The organism is Lactococcus lactis (genome assembly GCF_029023865.1).
Classification (GTDB): Bacteria; Bacillota; Bacilli; order Lactobacillales; family Streptococcaceae; genus Lactococcus; species Lactococcus lactis.
This window is the reverse complement of the sequence record NZ_CP118969.1, coordinates 287,203-305,354: the sequence shown is the minus strand read 5'-3', so window position 1 is coordinate 305,354 and position 18,152 is coordinate 287,203. Positions and strand designations below refer to the sequence as shown.

Below are 18,152 nucleotides of genomic sequence, written 5' to 3'. Positions count from 1 at the left end.
AGCTAAAATTTTAACTGTGATTTTATTTTCCATTGCTTAACTGAATAATCTCTTATTCAAAAACAAATTGATTGTGATAAAGTTCAGAGTAGAAGCCACCTTGAGCAACGAGTTCATGGTGATTTCCTTCTTCGATAACTTCACCATCTTTAAGAACAACAATCTTATCTGCATTAAGAATTGTTTTCAAACGGTGAGCAATAACGAATGAAGTACGACCAGCAATAGCAGCTTCCATCGCCCATTGAATTTGTTGTTCAGTTACTGTATCCACATTTGAAGTTGCTTCATCCAAAATCAAAAGTTCTGGATTTGTCAAAATGGTACGTGCGATAGAAATTTGTTGTTTTTGACCAACTGAGAAGACTGATTCATCATCTGAAACATGTGTTTCGTACTTGTCAGGTAAGCTATCAATGAAATCATGAATGTGAGTTGTCTTAGCCACTGTTTCAATTTCTTCTTGAGTAGCATTTGGTTTACCAAACTTGATATTATCAGCAATCGTTCCATCAAAGAGAACAGACTCTTGCAAAACAATTCCGACATTTGAACGCAAGCTATCTAAATCAAATTCACGAATATCAGTTCCATCAAATTTAATTGCTCCACCATTAACATCGTAGAAACGGTTCATCAAGTTCATAACTGTTGTTTTACCTGAACCAGTTGGACCAACGAGGGCAACCATTTGTCCTTTTTTAACATCAATATTAACTTTTTTGAGGACTGGTTTTCCTGGAAGATATTCAAAATCAAGATTTTCGATTTGAATTCCATCTTTAATCGTATCAAATTTCTTACCATTTTCAGGACGAACTTCTTCTGGTTCATCAAACATGACATTCAAACGAGTTGCCCCTGTGATGGCAAGTTGAAGTTGACCAAAGTTTGATGAAATTTGCATGATTGGGTTGTAGTAACTTTGAACGTATTGAACAAAGGCAACCAAAAGCCCTAAACCTGTGGCAATTGACATGCTATCATCGTTAAGAACATAGGCTGTTCCACCAAAGATAACAATGGCAATTGATAAAAGTTGGAAACCATTCATCAATGGGAAAATCATACCAGACCATGCTTGAGCAGCAAAGGTACGTTTTTTAACATTTTCGTTATGTTCCAAGAATCCATTAATAGAATCTTCTTGCAAACCTTCAACGATAATTGCTTTTTGCCCAGAGATTTTTTCATCCATATAGGCATTAAGTTGTGAAACTTCTTCTTGTTGTTTGTCTGTCGCTTTTTTCGATTGGCGAATGATAATCACAGCAGATAAAATGGCAACTGGAGAAGCGGCAACTGTCAACCAAGCAAATGTCACATCTTTATTGAAAATCTGGATAATGACACCCACAAAGACCGCAGCATTTGAAATAACCGAAACGAGTGCTTGGTTTAAAGTATTTTGAATGTTATCCAAGTCAGATGTGAAACGAGCAAGGATATCACCATCTTGATGACGGTCAAAATACGAAATTGTCAAACGTTCAAGTTTACCAAACAAACCTTTACGCATACGATTTGTTGAATGAGCAACGATACGGCTAAAGAGCAAGGTATAAATCAACATTGATACACCTGTTGCTACATAGACTGCAAGCAATTGCCACATTCCTTTCATGAATGTAGAAGTGCTGGCTGCATGTGAAGTTGCCACTGTTTTAAGTGTTTCTAAAGTTGTTCCTTTAGGAAGATTAGCAGTGATTTGGTCTTGTGCTGCTTGTGGCAAAGATTTCACAACTTCAGGAACATTGTGCCAATCTACTGTTTGGTGCATTTGTTGGCTTAATTGTTGATCAATTTGTTGTAGTGCATCTTGGGATTGACCAGCATGTTGATGTGTAAAGAAGTCAGTCACATATTTAGTCAAATTAGTGATGGCGTCCCCCAAAAGTGATGGAGAAACAACCTGTAACCAAGTTGCTAAAATGATGAAAATCATAATTACAGCAAATTGGAGTTTATATCTTTTCAGATAGAGGTAAAAAAATCGGATGGCACGTGTGGTGTCAGACATTTTTCTTGTTGATTTGGTATTTTCCATGTCTTAGTCCTCCTGTGCTTTCTGTGTGTCGTAGATTTCTTGGTAAATTTTATTCTCAGCAACTAATTCTTGGTGAGTTCCTTGACCAACAAGTTTTCCTTGGTCAAGAACCAAAATATTATCTGCATGAACCACTGATGAAATCTTTTGAGCAATAATAATTGTGGTTGTGTCTTTAAGGTCTTTATTCAAAGCTTCTTGAACAAGTTTTTCAGATTTAGCATCAAGGGCTGATGTTGAGTCATCTAAAATTAAGACATTTGGATTTTTAACAACTCCACGTGTGATTGAAAGTCTTTGCTTTTGACCACCTGAGAAGTTATTTCCGCGTTCTTCAACTTCAGAATCATATTGACCATCTTTAGTTGTAATAAATTCTGCGGCTTGGGCAATGCGTGCAGCACGAGTCATTTCTTCATCAGTTGCATCGGCTTTCCCCTGTTTAATATTTCCAGCAATTGTTCCTGAGAAGAGAATTGCTTTTTGAAGAACAATAGAAATATTTTTCTTCAATGTTCCACGGCTAACTGTTTTAAGATCTTTTCCACCAACTGAAACGGTACCTTCTGTTGGGTCAAAGAGTCTTGGAATCAATTGTGCCAATGTAGATTTACCAGCACCAGTCGCTCCGACAATCCCAACCATTTGACCAGGTTCTACTTCAAAGCTAATATCTTTAAGTGTTGGTTCTTCATCATTTGGATAAGAGAATGACACATGGTCAAATTTGACAGAACCTGAAAGAACTTCATCTTTAGCATTTTCATCAAATTTCATGGCTGGATCAGTATTTAACACTTCATTAATACGACCAATTGATACCATACCACGTGAAGCAAACATTGAAATCATACCACCCATGATAATGGCAAACATAATCATTCCCATATAAGTCATGAATGTAGCAATCCCACCAATACTATCTTGGGCAACTGTTGTTGACTCTGTTACAAAAGTTGAAACAAAGTAAATAGCAAGCCAAATTGCTCCTTGAGCAATCACAGTAAAGAGTGGAATCATTGCTGAGAAGAGTTTTCCTACTGCCCAGTTATGATCGTAAAGTTCATCAGAAGTTTCATCAAAATCTTTGATTTGATTTTTTTCTTGAACGAATGATTTAACGACACGTGAACCACGCAAGTTTTGTTTAGCAATGGCGTTAATACGGTCCATCAATTTTTGGAAAGCCATAAAGTGAGGGCCCATGCGTCCCATTAAAACGGCTGTGACTAATACGATTAAAACAATTAAAAGAACTGTAATCCACCATAATCTTGGAAGAGTCGTGATAGAAAGAACAACCGCACCAATCAAAAGGACTGGAATCCGCATCAAAATTTGGAAAACCATCATCATCAAGTTTTGAACTTGTGTGACGTCATTTGTCATCCGAACAACAAGGTTTCCGGCATTGAACTTTTCAACATTTTCATAAGAAAATGTATTGATTTTTTTGTAAGTCGCTTCACGAACGTCTGCTCCAATTTCTTGGGCAATACGTGCCGCTGAAAGTGTACTAAAGATAGCAAAAATTATCCCTATCCCAGCAACAACCAAAAGCTCAACTCCATATCCTGAAACCTTGTCAGCCATTTGATGACGGCTATAAGTTGTTGATGACATTACGGTCATAATTCGTTTCATGATTTGGGGCTGGTAAAGCTGTACTCCTGCATAAATAAAGGTTGAAACGATTGAGAATAAGGCAACCCATTTATGCTTCATGATTGATTTGAAAATCATAAAATTCCTTTCTAGAGTTAAATAATGTAAATAAGTTTACATTAAATTGAATTTTCGATTTCATTTTACTTCAAAATAATTTCAATAAATTTTTTGAGAAAATAATTATAACATTATTTTTTTTAGTAAACAAGCATTAATTGTTAATGCTGTTAAATATTACAATAGTTAGTTTCAAAAAAGATAAACTAACAAAAATATTGTAACGCTTTTCAAAGTTTAAGTCAACAATTTGCGACGAATATTTTTTACCTTCACCCCTTATTTTGTAACTTAAATTTTAATTGGAAATTATTTATTAGATTCATCTTTTTTATTTGCTTCTAAATTTTCAATAATTTCATCGACTCTAGACCAAGATTCAAAAGCAAGTCGCATATTTTCATGACCAATTTCTGTCAAGCGGTAGTATTTACGACGGCCACCTTGGCTTTCGTCTCCCCAATAAGAACTGATAATCCCATCCTTTTCAAGTCTTTTAAAAATTGTATAGAGCGTGGCTTCATTAAGCTCCATTTCTCCATTTGAGGCTTCTTTGACTTGCTTGATAATGCCATAAACATAATTATCCCCTTGTTTTAAGACATTGAGCAAAATGACATTGGTTTGGGCGCGTAACATTTCCTTTGGTATTTCTGCCATTCTTTTTCCTTTCTATCATTTTAAACAAAGTATATTATACTTCACATTACTATGTAAGTCAAGGTACTTGAATTTTTTATATAATTATTTTATTTTTGACTGATTTCTACTACATTAATATAGTAGAAAGTGGGTATTTTTATATAAATTAGTCAGCCCTTATTTTTTATTTATATTTTGTGAGCCCTTGTTATAAAAGCATTTTTTGGCAATAGATACAAACTTTCATTCAAAATTTTGTTATAATGGAATGATGTAAATTTGGGAGGATTCATATGGCAGCTTCAAGTACAAACAATCTGAAACTCGCTGAAAAAGGAGTTTGGGTTTCTATTATCGCTTATATTGTTTTATCCATTGGACAAATTGCTTTTGCAGCAATTGTGCATTCTAGTGCTCTTCAAGCTAATGGTTTTAATAATGTGACTGATATTATGGGAAATATTGCAATTTTGATTGGTCTTCGACTTGCTCGAATTCCAGCAGATAGTGATCATGTTTATGGTCACTGGAAAATTGAGTCAATCGCTAGCTTAATTTCTAGTTTTATCATGTTTTTCGTTGGTTTTGAGGTTTTAAGAGAAACAGTTATGACACTTCTTTCTGGTAAAGAAGAAGCCATAGACCCACTGGGAGCTCTTGTTGGTCTATTCTCAGCTTTTGTCATGCTGGGCGTTTATCTTTATAATCGGGCATTGGCTAAAAAAACGAACTCACAAGCGCTGTCAGCAGCAAGTAAGGACAATCTCTCTGATGCGGTGACTTCTATTGGAACTGTGGTTGCTATTTTAGCAAGTAGTGTAGGCTGGGAGTGGCTTGATACTGCGATGGCTGTAGTTATTTGTGGTTTCATTTTAAAGACTGCTTATGATATTTTCCATGAATCTGTTTTTAGTCTCTCTGATGGTTTTGATGAAAATCTTGTCGAAGAATATCGCGAAGCAATTTGCTTAGTTCCAAAGGTAAAAGGGGTTAAGCTTGTCCGAGGTCGTTCTTATGGAAGTAATATTTTCCTTGATGTAGTGGTTGAAATGTCTCCTGATTTAAGTGTTTTCGAGAGTCATGAAGCGACCGAGTTCATTGAGAAAATGTTAATTGACAATTATGGTGTTTATGATGTTGATGTCCACGTTGAACCTGCTGCCTTACCTGAAGAGGAACATTACGCCAGTCGCTCACTTGAACTTTTGGCAAAAGAAGAACAGTTTTTAAATCTGGAAAATTTGGATAAATTAACTGACAGCACTTTTCAAGAAATTCTTGCTGATGGAAAAATCATCAATGCTTCTGATAAATTGAAAGATTTTGTAAAAATTACTGACGAAAATTCTGTCAGTAAAAATAATGACTCTAAAAATTCATTGACAAGTCTGTCAGTAATTCCATTAGCAATAAATCACTATAGTAGTTCACAAGTCAGCAAGAAAACATTTATTTTAACTTATGATTACTGGAAAAATGAACAAAATTTTGTGGTTACAAGTATCTGGCGACGCAATGACTATTGGCGCTGTATTTATAGACAGACAACTTTAAAAAGAGAGGAAAAGTGATTATGACCAATCTTCAACAAAATCAGGAACAAATCATGACTTCTTTAACTGATTTATTTAATAAGATTGATGCCTATTACAAGCCGCAAATGGAGGCTGAATTCTCAAATATTTCGTTATCAGAAATTGAAACGATTGAATTTATTGCTAAAACCCCTTATCCAAATGTGACCAAATTAGCGCATCATCTCTACATGACACGTGGTGCTGCCAGTAAAATCGCTAAAAAACTGCTCAAAAAAAATCTCGTTGAATCTTATCAAATTCCTCAAAATAAAAAGGAAATCTATTTTCGCTTAACAAAAGAGGGTCAAGAAATTAATGACCGTCACGAAAGTTTGCACCAAAAATTTTCAGAAAAGGATCAAGTTATCTTCGATGAATTAACTGATGAGTCTGTCAGCAATATTTTAGAATTTCTCAATAAATACAATAATCATCTTGATTCTGCTATTCGGAATAATATTGAAAAATAATTCTGTCAGTAAATTAATTTTTACTGACAGTTTTTTTTGTTTGTTTTTTGTTGACACGGAAACAATGTTATGATATACTATTTTTGTTTCCAGAGAAACTGTGTAGAAAAGTGAAATCACAAGTCTATAGATTTCACTTTAGCAGACGCAAGTCTTCGCAAAAAACTTCCTAAGAAATCATCATCAATTATTGTAATTGAGTTCAGACCGCTAGAAGTTTATGAAAAAGACAAAATTTTGAACCTGCCTGCTGGGCAGAACCACCAATTTTTCTAAATTTCATCGCTTCAACCCAGTCGGGCTGATATCTTATGGAGGTTTTACCTATGAAAATTAATAAACACGCCCTCACTTTTGGGCTTATCACCACTTTCCTGACAGGACTTGGTTTTACAATCATCTCACCAGTCGTTCCTTTTATGGTCGCACCTTTTGCTAATGCTCATGACCAAGCACTCATTGTTTCTAGTTTAATGGCAATCTATGCACTATGTACTTTCTTTGCCGCTCCTGCTCTTGGTTCTTTATCAGACCGCTTTGGTCGTAAACCTATCTTACTGATTTCTTTAGCTGGCTCTGCTCTTGGTTATCTTATCTTTGGCTTAGCTGGTAGTCTCTGGATGCTTTTTCTCGGACGAATCATTGATGGTTTAACTGGTGGAAATATCGTGACCCTTTTTGCTTACTTCGCTGATATTACTGATGAAGAAAATCGAACTAAAGTTTTTGGTTGGACAGCCGCCGCTGTTGGTGTTGGAACAATTTCTGGCCCAACAGTTGGAGGACTTCTAGCTCATTTTGGCAATTCAGTTCCCTTTTACTTCGGCGCCCTAATCTCAATCGCCAATCTTCTTTACGGTGCATTCGTAATGAACGAGAGCTTGCCCGAAACTCATCGCACACGTAATTTTTCCCTTAAACAACTCAATCCTTTCACTCAACTTTTTCAGCTCTTACGCATGAAAAATCTCAATCGTCTGCTCTTTGCCGGTATCTTACTTTGGCTACCAAATGGTGCACTCCAAGCAATTATTAGTCAATTTTCATTAGATTCTTTTGCTTGGACGCCTGTATTAATTGGTCTAGCCATATCCATCATGGGTTTAATGGATATCTTGACTCAAATCTTTATCATGCCAAGACTTCTAAAATTAGCTAATGAAGATAAACTCATCCGTTTGGCACTAGTCTGCGAAATTATTGCTTACCTTCTTTTCGCACTTTCTGCTTTTTCTAAAATGTGGCCCTTCTTCATTCTGGCAATGTTTATCTTTGCTTTTGGAGATAGTATTTTTGGAACTGCCTTTAACGGTAAACTTTCAAAATCAGCGACTTCTTCCGAACAAGGTAAACTTCAAGGTGGCAGTCAAGCACTTCAAGCACTTACTCGCGTGATAGGCCCTTTAATTGGTGGACAAATCTATATCAGCTTTGGTCATTTCGCTCCAGCACTCATGGGATTTATCTTTCTAATTATCGCTCTACTTGTGCTATCAAAAACAAAGTCAGACCAAGAATGAATAAAAAAAATCACCTCAAAAAGGTGATTTTTTATTTATTATAATTTTTCAGAAATTTCTTTGATTGATTTATCAACGTCAGCCTTTTGGCTATCAATCAAAGCAACACGTGCTGTGATTTGCTTGATTGCCATTTCGATTGAACGTTTCAAACCTTGATTTTCTAATTTTGGCTCAAAGAAAGCTTTATATTCTGCTAATTTATCAGCAGTTTTAAAAGTATTTCCTGGATAGATAACAAATTTATCATAACTCATATCTCCACCCAATTTTTCTTCAAGGAATGCCCAATTTGCTTTTTCCCAAGCCCAAGCAGCATCTTGTGAGAAATCATTGCGCAAAAGGTAGAACCAAGAGAAAGCAATATCTTGTGGCTTAACAATATCAGCATTTTTGAAGCTTTCAAGCAATTCAGCAATGACTTTTTCATCCTTGATTAATGCGACAGCCCCTTCAAGCTCACGTTTAAATTCTTGCAAGCTAGTTTTAACATAAGTTTCACGATAAGTTTTAACCAATTCAGCAGAATTTGTCGTCTTAATTTCATTATTTAAAACAATTGGACGAATATCAGCCGGAATTCCTGCTAGATTTTCTTTATGTGCTGCAAAGATTTGACTGGCTTTTGCTTTGGCATCTGCATTCTCAGCATACAAAGTCTTACTCAAAACAATTCCACGAAGGCTCTCATCACCAGCAGATTCGCCAGCAACTTTATCCCAACCTAAGCGAGCATAGTTTTTAGCGAAAAGTTTTCCTACCAAGCTTTGGAAAGCTTTTTCAGTTTCTGAATCTTCATCAACAAAAAGTTCCAATTCGCTAATGAGTTGACTCAAACCAGTATTGACAAGGTAAGATTCTTCATTAGTAAATGCCGGCAAGATATTTACGACATCAGCATAAGAAATTACACCTGCTTTAGCCAATAATTTACGATCTTGCAAGATTTGGAATTTAGTGACATTCTCCAAAGTCTCAACTTCTGAGAGGAGGTCTGTTAACAATTGTCCTTTGTAATCAATAATGTAATGAGCCATATTTGCATCATTCAAAAAGAGGGCTTTACCATTATTTTTTGATTTCAAAGCAGCAAAACCAGGAATTTCAACTTTTTCAGAAGAAAGTAAGTCTGGCAATCCTGACCAATTTGTATTCAAAGGAACATTCCACAAACGTCCTTTATCAGCACCCTCACCAACGAAGAATTGTTTTTGACTCAAAACTAAAGTATCATCAATGACTTCGGCAGTAACGACAGGGTATCCTGGTTGGTTAACCCATGAATGCATGAAAGCTGCCACATCTTTTCCAGAGACTTCAGCCAAGGCATCCCAAAGATTATCTCCGACTGTATTTCCATATTGGTGGCGTTTGAAGTAAAGGGCTAGGCCAGCAGCAAAATCTTCATCTCCAAGCCATTTACGAAGCATAACCATCAAACGTGAACCTTTGGCATAGACGATTGCTGGGTCAAAGAGCGTTCCAATTTCATCTGGGTGAGTCACTTCAACGTGGACAGATTGAACTCCATCAGTTGCATCACGATTCAGTGCCATATTGGCTTCTGAGATTGAGAATGATTCCCAAACGTTCCAACTTGGTTCCAAAGCATCCATACAAACATATTCCATGTTGTTGGCAAATGATTCATTGAGCCACAAATCATCCCACCATTGCATTGTTACAAGGTCACCGAACCATTGGTGTGCCAATTCGTGTGCAATAACGGTTGCTACATATTGTTTGCTTTGAATGGTTGCATTTTCAGGGTCAACAAGCATGCAGACTTCACGATAAGTGATACATCCCCAGTTTTCCATTGCTCCTGCCGAAAAGTCAGGTAAGGCAATGTGCCAACTGTGTGGGAGTGGATATGGCGTTTTATAGTAATCTTCATAAAATTCAATTGAACGAATAGCAATATCAAGCGGGAAATCAAGCGCAGCTTCACTATGAGCTTTCGTTGCAAAAGCACCTACTTCAACACCAGATTTTGTTTTTCCTTTTTTAAATTGAAGTTCACCGAATACAAAAGCCAAAAGGTAAGAACTCATTTTGACAGTACGTTCAAAAACGTGAATTCCGTTAATATTCAAGAGTTCTGGCATGTTTGAAACAATGATGTCGCCTTCTTCTTCATCAAATTTTACTGACAAATCGAAGGTTGCTTTTGCTTCTGGTTCATCAATAGAAGGAAAGGCTTGACGAGCAAAATGGCTTTCAAATTGTGTACCAATGAGCATTTTCTTTTCGCCATTGACTTCATAGTATGAAGGGTAAATTCCCATCATGTTGTCAGTCAATTCAGCTTCATATTCAAATGAAACAGTCACGCGCCCTGTTTCACCAATTTTAACAACGATTTCTTCATCTTCTTCATTTTCAATGAAGTTTGTGTCGACACTAAAAGCACGAACTTTACTAAAGTGTAAACCTTTGGCATGAAAGGCAATAACACTATCTTTTGCTTCCCCAGTAATTGCCACTTGACCTTTTATTTTCTTGGTTTTACGGTCAATATCGAGGAAAATCTTATAATTCTCCGGAACAAAAGTTTCAATTAAACGTTTTACAGCCATGTTTTCTCCTAAATATTCAGTATTAATCTAATTATATCAAATTGAATAGAAAATTTCGAGTACAAAGAAAAATTACATCTATTCTTTTTACTACTAAAAAAGCTGCCTGTTGACAGCTTATAAATAGAAGACAAGCATCAATTGCAATTATCCCCTATTTTGTCAGTTATAACTATTTAGTAGCTGCTAGTGCTTTTTCATAATTTGGTTCATCAGAAAGCTCTGACAAAACTTCACTATAGACAATTTGACCATTTTTCACAACAAAGACGCTTCTGGCAAGACGTCCTTCAAGAGGACCACCATTTAAAATAAGACCATAAGCCTTTCCAAAAGTTCCATCATCAGCAAGAATTGTCATGTCAACACCTTCGGCTGCACACCAATTTTTTTGCTCATCTGCTGTATTATTTGAAATACTCAAAAAGTCAATTTCAGAATGTTTTGCTGCTTCAAGATTAAAATGTTTGGTTTGAAGTGAACAAACTCTAGTATTAATATCAGGAAAAACACTAATCAAAACAGGTTTTTCAAGTTTTGATAATTTAATTTTATTTCCTTTTAAATCTGTCAGTTCAAAATCAGGTGCATCACCACTTATTGTCGGATTTAGTGTTGCTATTTTTTCACCATGAGATGTGATATTCATTGTCATTAATGCTCCTTTGTTAATCTTTATGACTTCATTTTATCATAGAATCTCAACTCATTTGGCTCTTATTGCTCATATTTTACTGTTAAATATTGACTTTCTAAAGGACTTGGAAGTAAAAGTGAGTCATCTTCTGATTTCACAAATTGATAATTGATTTTTGGAATTATTACTGTATGTTTCATGCTAGGCTCCTCCTTTTGATAAATAAAAGTATATCAGTAAAAACTTTAGAAAAACTTAGCTCATTCTCAAGTATAACTTAATAAAATAAATACTGACAGATTTTTTTAGCACCTATTATTCTGCTAAAATTTCTGTCAGTAAATTTATTTTAGAACTGTGAAGTTATTATTCACACTTGCCTCAATTATCGGATGTTTCTTCAAATAATCAGCAATCAATTCGGTCATATCAACAGTAATTTCTCTAACAATCTTGTCCGCAGAAAACATTGGATAATTTCCACCCCCAACTGCGCGATATTGATTGACGACAATTTCTAAAATATCGTCATCCTTTACCTGATGCCCCTTGAAATTTAAACGTACAATTCGCTGACCAATTTCTTTTTGCAAATCGATAGCATATTCAACCCCTTCATACATATCATAATTATAATATTCAGGTTTTGGTTCAATAAATCGTGGACTAAAAACAATTTCGCCACTTTCGTCAAGTTCAAGATGTTCCGCTGTCCGCTCTAAGGCAGCCTTTAAATCTGCACCTGTCACTCTTAAAACAGCTAAAGTGTTGGGATAAATATAATTTGTCAGAATCGATCTCATCGTAATTTCTTTTGCAAAACCCTTCGCTTCATTATTAAAAAGTGCAGTCCCAGAAATTTCGGTCCCTGTCGCTTCCATTTGTATTTTATTAATTAATTCAATATAAGGATGTTCAATCAATCGAGCAGTCATTGGATCACGAATAATCATTTCTCCATGAACTTCTCCCATTGGCTGGTCTAACCAATCCTCTGCTTCTTCACTCACAACGGATATCAGCTGATTGACCTCCGATGAGACTTTGCAATTCTCCGTTTTATGAAGTCTAGCGTTTGAAGCCACAACTTTTTTATGATTATCTAATTCAAGTTCTATTTCGCCAACAAAAGCACCACGATAGCCTGGTTGAATAACTGGAACTCCAAAAAGATGGTCAGCAATTTCACGATGCTGGTGTCCAGTCACTAAGGCATCAATGTAATCTTTATACTCTTCAACTAACTGATAAGCCTCATTTTCCCCTGTCAAACTTTCTGTCGGAAGACCTGTCTGTAAATCTCGCTCAAAGCCTCCATGATATGCAACAATCAAAAGGTCAACTGATTGGCGCAAATCGGGCAGAATATCTTTTGCAGTTGTCAGAATAGATTGGAAAGTCAAATCTTTGATAATTGACGGTTTTTCCCAATGTGGAATATATTGTGTCAAAAAACCAACAATTCCAATTTTCACCCCCTGCGCTTCAATGATTTTATAAGCAGGGCCAAAAGCAGGTTGACCTTCATTATTCAATACATTCGCAGCCAAAATAGGATAATTTACCTGATTAACATAACTTTTTAAATAATCAATCCCATAATTAAACTCATGATTACCAAGCAATCCCACATCATAACCAAAAGAATTAGTGACATTGACCAAGTCTTTAATACCGCGACTTGATTTTTTAGCTAGATAATAAGCCAAGGGTGAACCTTGCAATAAATCACCATTTTCAATTTTTACAATAATTTCACCCTGCTCTTGAGCCACTGCTGTCAGTTCATCTATTTTAGATTTGGCTTTGGCCATTGAAAAAGGCAAATTCATTTCTCTTTCGGTGAAGTTTGTTGGGAGAACAAAACCATGTAAATCACTCGTTTCTAGAATTTTTATTTTCATATTATTTATCCCTTTGCTAATTTTTTCCGAATTCTTGATGAAATGAGTTCAACAAGGATAATTAAAACTAAAAGTCCCAACAAAATTGCACCAACGGCTGACCATTTATAACCAGACATTGCAAAACTCAATGGCGCACCAATTCCACCGGCACCAACTAATCCCAAAATGGCTGCATCACGCAGATTCATATCTAAACGGTAAAGTAAAATCGAATATAAATCTGGTAATAATTGGGGTAAAACTCCAAAACGAATTTTTTGAAATGTTGTTGCACCAGCTGCGTCCATAGCCTCAATAACACCCATATCCAAATCTTCAATAGCTTCAATAAATAGTTTTGCAATCATCCCAATTGACTCAAAACCAAGCGCCATTACACCAGCTGAAGAACCTAAACCAACGACTGGAATAAATAAAAGGGCATAAACAAAAGAAGGAATTGTCCGAATCGCCATCAAGACAAAACGAATCAGATAAGCTAACCAATTCGGAACCAAATTAGTCGCTGCAAGAAAAGAGAGTGGAATGGCAACAATTGCACCAACCAAAGTCCCAAGCAAACCAATTGCAAAAGTTTGTAGCAAGAGATAGGGTAAGCCAGTTTCAGTTAGGTTAAACATTAAACTGGTGTCTGGATGGAAAATCCCTGTGAAAATATTTTTGGCGATTAAAGCTCCATGTTCTGAAACGCCATGATAATGGACGACTGAAGTCGACCAAATCGAAACTGCTAATAAAACAATAAATATCAAAAGATAATAAAACCAGTTTTTAGGTCTATGATTATATTCTTCAATAATTTGTGAATTCATTTTTCCTCTCATTCCTAGGCAATTTTCTTACGAATTAATGCGCTGATTGAATCAATAATCATGACTGTAGCTAGAATAGAAATTAAAATCATACCAACAGAGGAAAAGTCGCGAAAATTCACTCGGTCATTTAAGATATTTCCTATCCCTCCAGCCCCAACATATCCCAAAATTGCAGCATAGCGGACATTTCCCTCAAATGCATAAAGAGCAGTTGAAAGATAAGTAGGTAGGACTTGAGGAAAAACAGCAATGAAAAAGGCTTTTAAAGGACTGACCCCTAAAGCTTCTGCCGCTTCAAAAGGTCCCATATCAACGGTTTCAATCACCTCAAACAATTGTTTTCCTATGAAAGAAAAGGTAAATACAAAAATTGCAACAACTCCAGCAAAAGTTCCTAGACCAAAAATATAGGTTGCAATTAAAGCCAAAACCAAAGTTGGCAAAGTTCTTGCTAGCATAAAAATCAAACGAATGATGCCATTAACAAAACGATTTTTAAGGATGTTATTTGCCGCTAATATCGCAAATGGAACTGACAAAATTGCTCCAAGTAAGGAAGCAAAAAAGCTCATCTTAATCGTATCTAATAGTGGGGGAAGAACTTTATGAAAGTAAGCCCAATTTGGGGGAATCATACTTGCTAATTTTTGAAAAAAGAGACCACTTCTGTTAAGCGCACTAAAATCAAAATTTGTAAGAATAACAGAAAAAGCAATCAGTAAGATGATAATTAACCAAGTCAACCAAGTTCGACTGACTTTTTCTTCAACAACTTCTCCTGTAATAAGTTTTATTTTTTTAGGCTTAAAAATTTTATCGTACATTTAGGCCTCTTTTCTATAAACTTCATCCAAAATTTCTTTGGTTACCTCTTGCGAAGGACCATCATAAACAATTTTCCCTTTTTTTACAGCAATAATCCGCGAAGCGTATTCTAAAGCAAGTTCAACATGGTGAATATTCAGTAAAATTGTTTTATTGAATTCTTCATTAATTCTTTTAAAATCATCCATTACTTCTTTAGCTGTGACTGGGTCAAGTGCTGAAACAGGTTCATCAGCGAGTAAAATTTCACTTTCTTGACTAAGAGCACGAGCGAGTGATATACGTTGCTGTTGTCCACCTGAAAGTTGATCTGCTCGGATATAAGCTTTATCTAAAATTCCTACCTTATTCAGAGAATCTAAGGCAACAAGTTTATCTTCTTTTGAAAACAAACCAAAAATGACCTTAAATAAACTCATATCTGGTACACGAGCAAACATTACATTTTTCAAAACCGTCACTCTAGGAACTAAATTATAGGATTGAAAAATCATTCCCACATGTCTTCGAAATTTTCTTAACTCTTTTCCTTTAAGTTTTGACACTTCTGTATCATTCACAATTAACGAGCCTGAAGTAATATCATTTAAACCATTAACACAACGAATCAGAGTTGATTTTCCTGCTCCCGATGTTCCAATAATAGCTACGAATTCTCCTTGATTGATTTGTAAATTAACATCCGTCAAACCTTTTGTGCCATTTGGATAAATTTTTGACACATTTTCAAATTTTATCATTACTTCTCCATCCTTCTTCACTAATGAAGGCTTTTTAATTAATATTAGTCAATTTCCACAAAAAGAGTCTGGAACTCATTGAGTAACCCAGACCCTTATTAAATGATTTATTTGTTCATTAGTTGGCTTTACTCATTGAATTTGCCACTTTAATGGCTGTTTTATAGTCAGCTTTTGTTGAATCAGCATAGCCATCATGTGAATAAATGGCAATGACTTTCTTTCCTTCATCAGTTTTAGCCATATCTTTAATTGCTGCTGAGAGTGCTTTTTTGAAGTCGGCCGTCATGATTTTTGATTTTTCTGAAACCATGATTCCATCATTGGCAATGGCAGGTGTCACACCAATCACATTTGTATCATCCCAAATACTTTCTTTTGCACCGAAAGTTGTGGTCCACTTAGTAGCGTCATCCATTCGTGCATCAGCATATTATGGCATTACATCAATTTGACCTGAAGCAAGTTGAGCCATTGCTGAATCATAAGAATCCATAGTAACTGTATTTTTTAAATCACGAATTGAATGTTTAAAGTTCTCAGTTAACCATTGCGAAGGATACATATAGCCTGCCGCAGATGAAGTTGATTCAAGCCCCCATTTTGCATCGTTTAAATCTTTCCATGTCAAAGTTCCGTCGTTAGCTTCTTTAGCTAACTTTTTGCCCATTGGAGAATTACCAGCAATGATCAGCGAACGGTAAGAAGTCACTTCTTTATCGGTTTTAGTTGTTGGTTTATGCTCATTCCAATATTTTGCAGAATCTGAGCCATCATTTGAAAGTCCTTTACGTGTTGCCATCAAGAGTGGAGTTGAACCATCTTGATACATGGCATAAGTTGTCGCTGACATTCCATAACCGACGTCAACTGAACCAGCATCAAGCCCTTCACCAACCGCTTGATAATTTGTACCAACACTAGTATCAATATTTTTTACTGTATAGCCTTGTTTTTTCAATTCAGATTTCAAAATATTTGCGATTGGTTTAGTCGCTGTGGTAATATCGTCCGGATTTTTGGATGGAATAAATGAAATCTTTAAATTTGAAATGGTTTTGCTATCAGATTTTGATGCAGAGCTACTATTTCCACAAGCTGCAAGTAATGATACTGCAATTAGTGCACTTGCTGTAAGTCCAATGACTTTCTTCGATGTCTTTTTCATTATAAAAATGAATCTCCTTAAGATTTTTATCAATCGGTTGATGAATCGGTGTGCTTCACAAAATAATTCTAACCCATTTTAATTTATCTGACAATGACCTTTTTGTAAATATTCTGTTAACAGTTACTATTGTACGTAAATACCGAACTTTATTTTATAAAATTACATTATTTTGTTTTTTTATAGATTAGTTTTTATAAAATACAAAAAAACAGCTTACATAGTTTGTATATACCAAACTTTAGCTTGATGATGTATTGTTTGATAAGGCTGTCAAACTTTCTGCTATAATAAAGTTATGAAAAATTTAACTTTTACGGTCAGCATGTCTGACCTTGGTTTAGAAATTCGTCTTCCATCAACTGCCTTTTTACGTATTTTTGATCAGAATAATGCACGTTTTGATTTGCAAAATGATGAGCTTTTCTTTTTACTAAAAAAAGGACAGATTAAAATGATTGCCAATGATTTAGAATTAATTCCTAAGTTAGAATTTGATAAAGTCGTGATTTTAAATATGGCTGCCTATGATTTAGAGCTGGAATATCTAACGCAATATTTAGTTAACTTGGCTGAGGAAGCTGGCATTATTTTACGTGATAAAGCCGAGCCAATTAAAATTCCAAGCAATATCGAAAAAGCTTGTGCCACTTCTGCTGACGAGTTTTTGACTGCTTTAACTGCTTTTGGCATTAAATTAGAAAAGAAAAAAGCTTTTTCTCCTAAAGCACAACATCGCTGGAAAAAAGGACTTTCTGAAGTTGAATTTTTTGTTAATCGTTCCGACAGTAAAGCGACCATTATTTGGGAAAAATCCAATCAACTCGTGATAAAAGCCGGAGCAAAAATCGCCGAAAGCGGTGGAATGAAATCTGATGGTACACCAGGTTTAGCCTATCGTTTTACACAGACTTTAAGAGAAGAACAAAAAGCCAATTGGGATGCTAAAACATTCACAACTACTGAGGATATTGTCTTAAAATCAGTCAATGAAGTGGGACATTTCCTTTACTTCGCTGGAACGAATAGCTGGTTACAATTGGTCGATAAAGAAGGACGGACAATTCATGAATTATCTGTGGTTTAGTAATTCTTACTAAAAGATGACAATAGGACTCCCAATCTGTGAAGTTCCCCTTGCTAATCTTTTTTTGTGGAGTTATAATATAGCAAAAGGAGGCGGTTATATGACTACTGCTTATCTGCTACTTGGCAATGACAAATCGCTAGAAACACCCGCGGGATTACAAATTGGAAAAATGTTTGCTTACAAAGAAATGGAAAAACTTTGGTTAAAAAAAGCTCAAGTGATAGTTGGCAATGACATTCAACTCCAAAAAATATATTTGTCCGAATTACTGACGAAAAAAAATGAAATAATTGATTATATCTTTTGTTATCCAGAGCTCAAACTTCATCTGAAAGAGCTTAAAGAAAGTTTTCCACAGACAAAAATATTAATGATTAATCAACTCTAAATAAAAAAAGTTACTAACAGAA

The 18,152-nt window shown here is 35.4% G+C and carries 14 protein-coding genes and 1 pseudogene; 5 read left to right on the top strand and 10 right to left on the bottom strand.

The features are described from left to right. Positions 1 to 52 precede the first annotated feature (52 nt). From lmrD to PYW37_RS01635, 3 genes are all read right to left on the bottom strand, one after another. On the bottom strand, positions 53 to 2,047 hold the full coding sequence (gene lmrD, locus PYW37_RS01645; RefSeq protein WP_074453817.1) for a multidrug efflux ABC transporter LmrCD subunit D: 1,995 nt from the start codon (positions 2,045 to 2,047) through the stop codon (positions 53 to 55). A 3-nt stretch (positions 2,048 to 2,050) separates the two neighbouring features. Continuing rightward, complete coding sequence (gene lmrC / locus PYW37_RS01640; RefSeq protein WP_047205617.1) at positions 2,051 to 3,772, bottom strand: multidrug efflux ABC transporter LmrCD subunit C; 1,722 nt, start codon at positions 3,770 to 3,772, stop codon at positions 2,051 to 2,053. 309 nt (positions 3,773 to 4,081) lie between these two features. Next, positions 4,082 to 4,432, bottom strand: coding sequence for a PadR family transcriptional regulator (locus tag PYW37_RS01635; RefSeq protein WP_003131688.1), 351 nt, complete (start codon positions 4,430 to 4,432; stop codon positions 4,082 to 4,084). 275 nt (positions 4,433 to 4,707) lie between these two features. On the opposite strand from PYW37_RS01635, the gene PYW37_RS01630 reads away from it, so the two are divergent. The 3 genes from PYW37_RS01630 to PYW37_RS01620 all read left to right on the top strand — a co-directional run bounded on the left by PYW37_RS01630 (position 4,708) and on the right by PYW37_RS01620 (position 7,981). Next, positions 4,708 to 5,985: a cation diffusion facilitator family transporter gene (locus tag PYW37_RS01630; protein WP_023189957.1), complete on the top strand. Its 1,278-nt coding sequence runs from the start codon at positions 4,708 to 4,710 to the stop codon at positions 5,983 to 5,985. Positions 5,986 to 5,987: 2 nt separating this feature from the next. After that, positions 5,988 to 6,461, top strand: coding sequence for a MarR family transcriptional regulator (locus PYW37_RS01625; RefSeq protein WP_003131690.1), 474 nt, complete (start codon positions 5,988 to 5,990; stop codon positions 6,459 to 6,461). A gap of 326 nt (positions 6,462 to 6,787) precedes the next feature. After that, the gene (locus PYW37_RS01620) at positions 6,788 to 7,981 is read left to right on the top strand and encodes an MFS transporter (protein ID WP_023189959.1); all 1,194 of its coding nucleotides are present in this window, start codon (positions 6,788 to 6,790) and stop codon (positions 7,979 to 7,981) included. Positions 7,982 to 8,019: 38 nt separating this feature from the next. On the opposite strand, the gene PYW37_RS01615 is transcribed toward PYW37_RS01620, so the two are convergent. The 7 genes and pseudogenes from PYW37_RS01615 to PYW37_RS01585 form a co-directional block, all read right to left on the bottom strand. Next, entirely contained in the window at positions 8,020 to 10,560 is a 2,541-nt protein-coding gene (locus tag PYW37_RS01615; RefSeq protein ID WP_023189960.1) for a M1 family metallopeptidase, read from the bottom strand. A gap of 172 nt (positions 10,561 to 10,732) precedes the next feature. Continuing rightward, positions 10,733 to 11,215, bottom strand: coding sequence for a thiol peroxidase (locus tag PYW37_RS01610; RefSeq protein ID WP_017864087.1), 483 nt, complete (start codon positions 11,213 to 11,215; stop codon positions 10,733 to 10,735). A gap of 326 nt (positions 11,216 to 11,541) precedes the next feature. Further along, the gene (locus PYW37_RS01605) at positions 11,542 to 13,101 is read right to left on the bottom strand and encodes a bifunctional metallophosphatase/5'-nucleotidase (RefSeq protein WP_025016570.1); all 1,560 of its coding nucleotides are present in this window, start codon (positions 13,099 to 13,101) and stop codon (positions 11,542 to 11,544) included. A gap of 5 nt (positions 13,102 to 13,106) precedes the next feature. Then, positions 13,107 to 13,916 (bottom strand): phosphonate ABC transporter, permease protein PhnE, encoded by an 810-nt coding sequence (phnE, locus tag PYW37_RS01600; RefSeq protein ID WP_010905273.1) that lies wholly within the window; start codon positions 13,914 to 13,916, stop codon positions 13,107 to 13,109. Positions 13,917 to 13,930: 14 nt separating this feature from the next. Next, the gene (phnE, locus tag PYW37_RS01595; protein ID WP_021722397.1) at positions 13,931 to 14,743 is read right to left on the bottom strand and encodes a phosphonate ABC transporter, permease protein PhnE; all 813 of its coding nucleotides are present in this window, start codon (positions 14,741 to 14,743) and stop codon (positions 13,931 to 13,933) included. After that, positions 14,744 to 15,484 (bottom strand): phosphonate ABC transporter ATP-binding protein, encoded by a 741-nt coding sequence (gene phnC, locus PYW37_RS01590; protein ID WP_025016571.1) that lies wholly within the window; start codon positions 15,482 to 15,484, stop codon positions 14,744 to 14,746. A 118-nt stretch (positions 15,485 to 15,602) separates the two neighbouring features. Further along, positions 15,603 to 16,652: pseudogene (locus tag PYW37_RS01585) on the bottom strand (phosphate/phosphite/phosphonate ABC transporter substrate-binding protein). A gap of 298 nt (positions 16,653 to 16,950) precedes the next feature. Here PYW37_RS01585 and PYW37_RS01580 point away from each other — a divergent pair. Together PYW37_RS01580 and PYW37_RS01575 are read left to right on the top strand one after the other, a co-directional pair. Then, positions 16,951 to 17,739, top strand: coding sequence for a hypothetical protein (locus PYW37_RS01580; RefSeq protein ID WP_021722405.1), 789 nt, complete (start codon positions 16,951 to 16,953; stop codon positions 17,737 to 17,739). Positions 17,740 to 17,839: 100 nt separating this feature from the next. Then, entirely contained in the window at positions 17,840 to 18,130 is a 291-nt protein-coding gene (locus PYW37_RS01575; protein WP_023189972.1) for a hypothetical protein, read from the top strand. Positions 18,131 to 18,152 lie beyond the last annotated feature (22 nt).

Bases quoted from the DNA above. Each gene is read 5' to 3' on its own strand.
- lmrD (WP_074453817.1), bottom strand. From the start codon at position 2,047: ATGGAAAATACCAAATCAACAAGAAAAATGTCTGACACCACACGTGCC.
- lmrC (WP_047205617.1), bottom strand. From the start codon at position 3,772: ATGAAGCATAAATGGGTTGCCTTATTCTCAATCGTTTCAACCTTTATT.
- PYW37_RS01635 (WP_003131688.1), bottom strand. From the start codon at position 4,432: ATGGCAGAAATACCAAAGGAAATGTTACGCGCCCAAACCAATGTCATT.
- PYW37_RS01630 (WP_023189957.1), top strand. From the start codon at position 4,708: ATGGCAGCTTCAAGTACAAACAATCTGAAACTCGCTGAAAAAGGAGTT.
- PYW37_RS01625 (WP_003131690.1), top strand. From the start codon at position 5,988: ATGACCAATCTTCAACAAAATCAGGAACAAATCATGACTTCTTTAACT.
- PYW37_RS01620 (WP_023189959.1), top strand. From the start codon at position 6,788: ATGAAAATTAATAAACACGCCCTCACTTTTGGGCTTATCACCACTTTC.
- PYW37_RS01615 (WP_023189960.1), bottom strand. From the start codon at position 10,560: ATGGCTGTAAAACGTTTAATTGAAACTTTTGTTCCGGAGAATTATAAG.
- PYW37_RS01610 (WP_017864087.1), bottom strand. From the start codon at position 11,215: ATGACAATGAATATCACATCTCATGGTGAAAAAATAGCAACACTAAAT.
- PYW37_RS01605 (WP_025016570.1), bottom strand. From the start codon at position 13,101: ATGAAAATAAAAATTCTAGAAACGAGTGATTTACATGGTTTTGTTCTC.
- phnE (WP_010905273.1), bottom strand. From the start codon at position 13,916: ATGAATTCACAAATTATTGAAGAATATAATCATAGACCTAAAAACTGG.
- phnE (WP_021722397.1), bottom strand. From the start codon at position 14,743: ATGTACGATAAAATTTTTAAGCCTAAAAAAATAAAACTTATTACAGGA.
- phnC (WP_025016571.1), bottom strand. From the start codon at position 15,484: ATGATAAAATTTGAAAATGTGTCAAAAATTTATCCAAATGGCACAAAA.
- PYW37_RS01580 (WP_021722405.1), top strand. From the start codon at position 16,951: ATGAAAAATTTAACTTTTACGGTCAGCATGTCTGACCTTGGTTTAGAA.
- PYW37_RS01575 (WP_023189972.1), top strand. From the start codon at position 17,840: ATGACTACTGCTTATCTGCTACTTGGCAATGACAAATCGCTAGAAACA.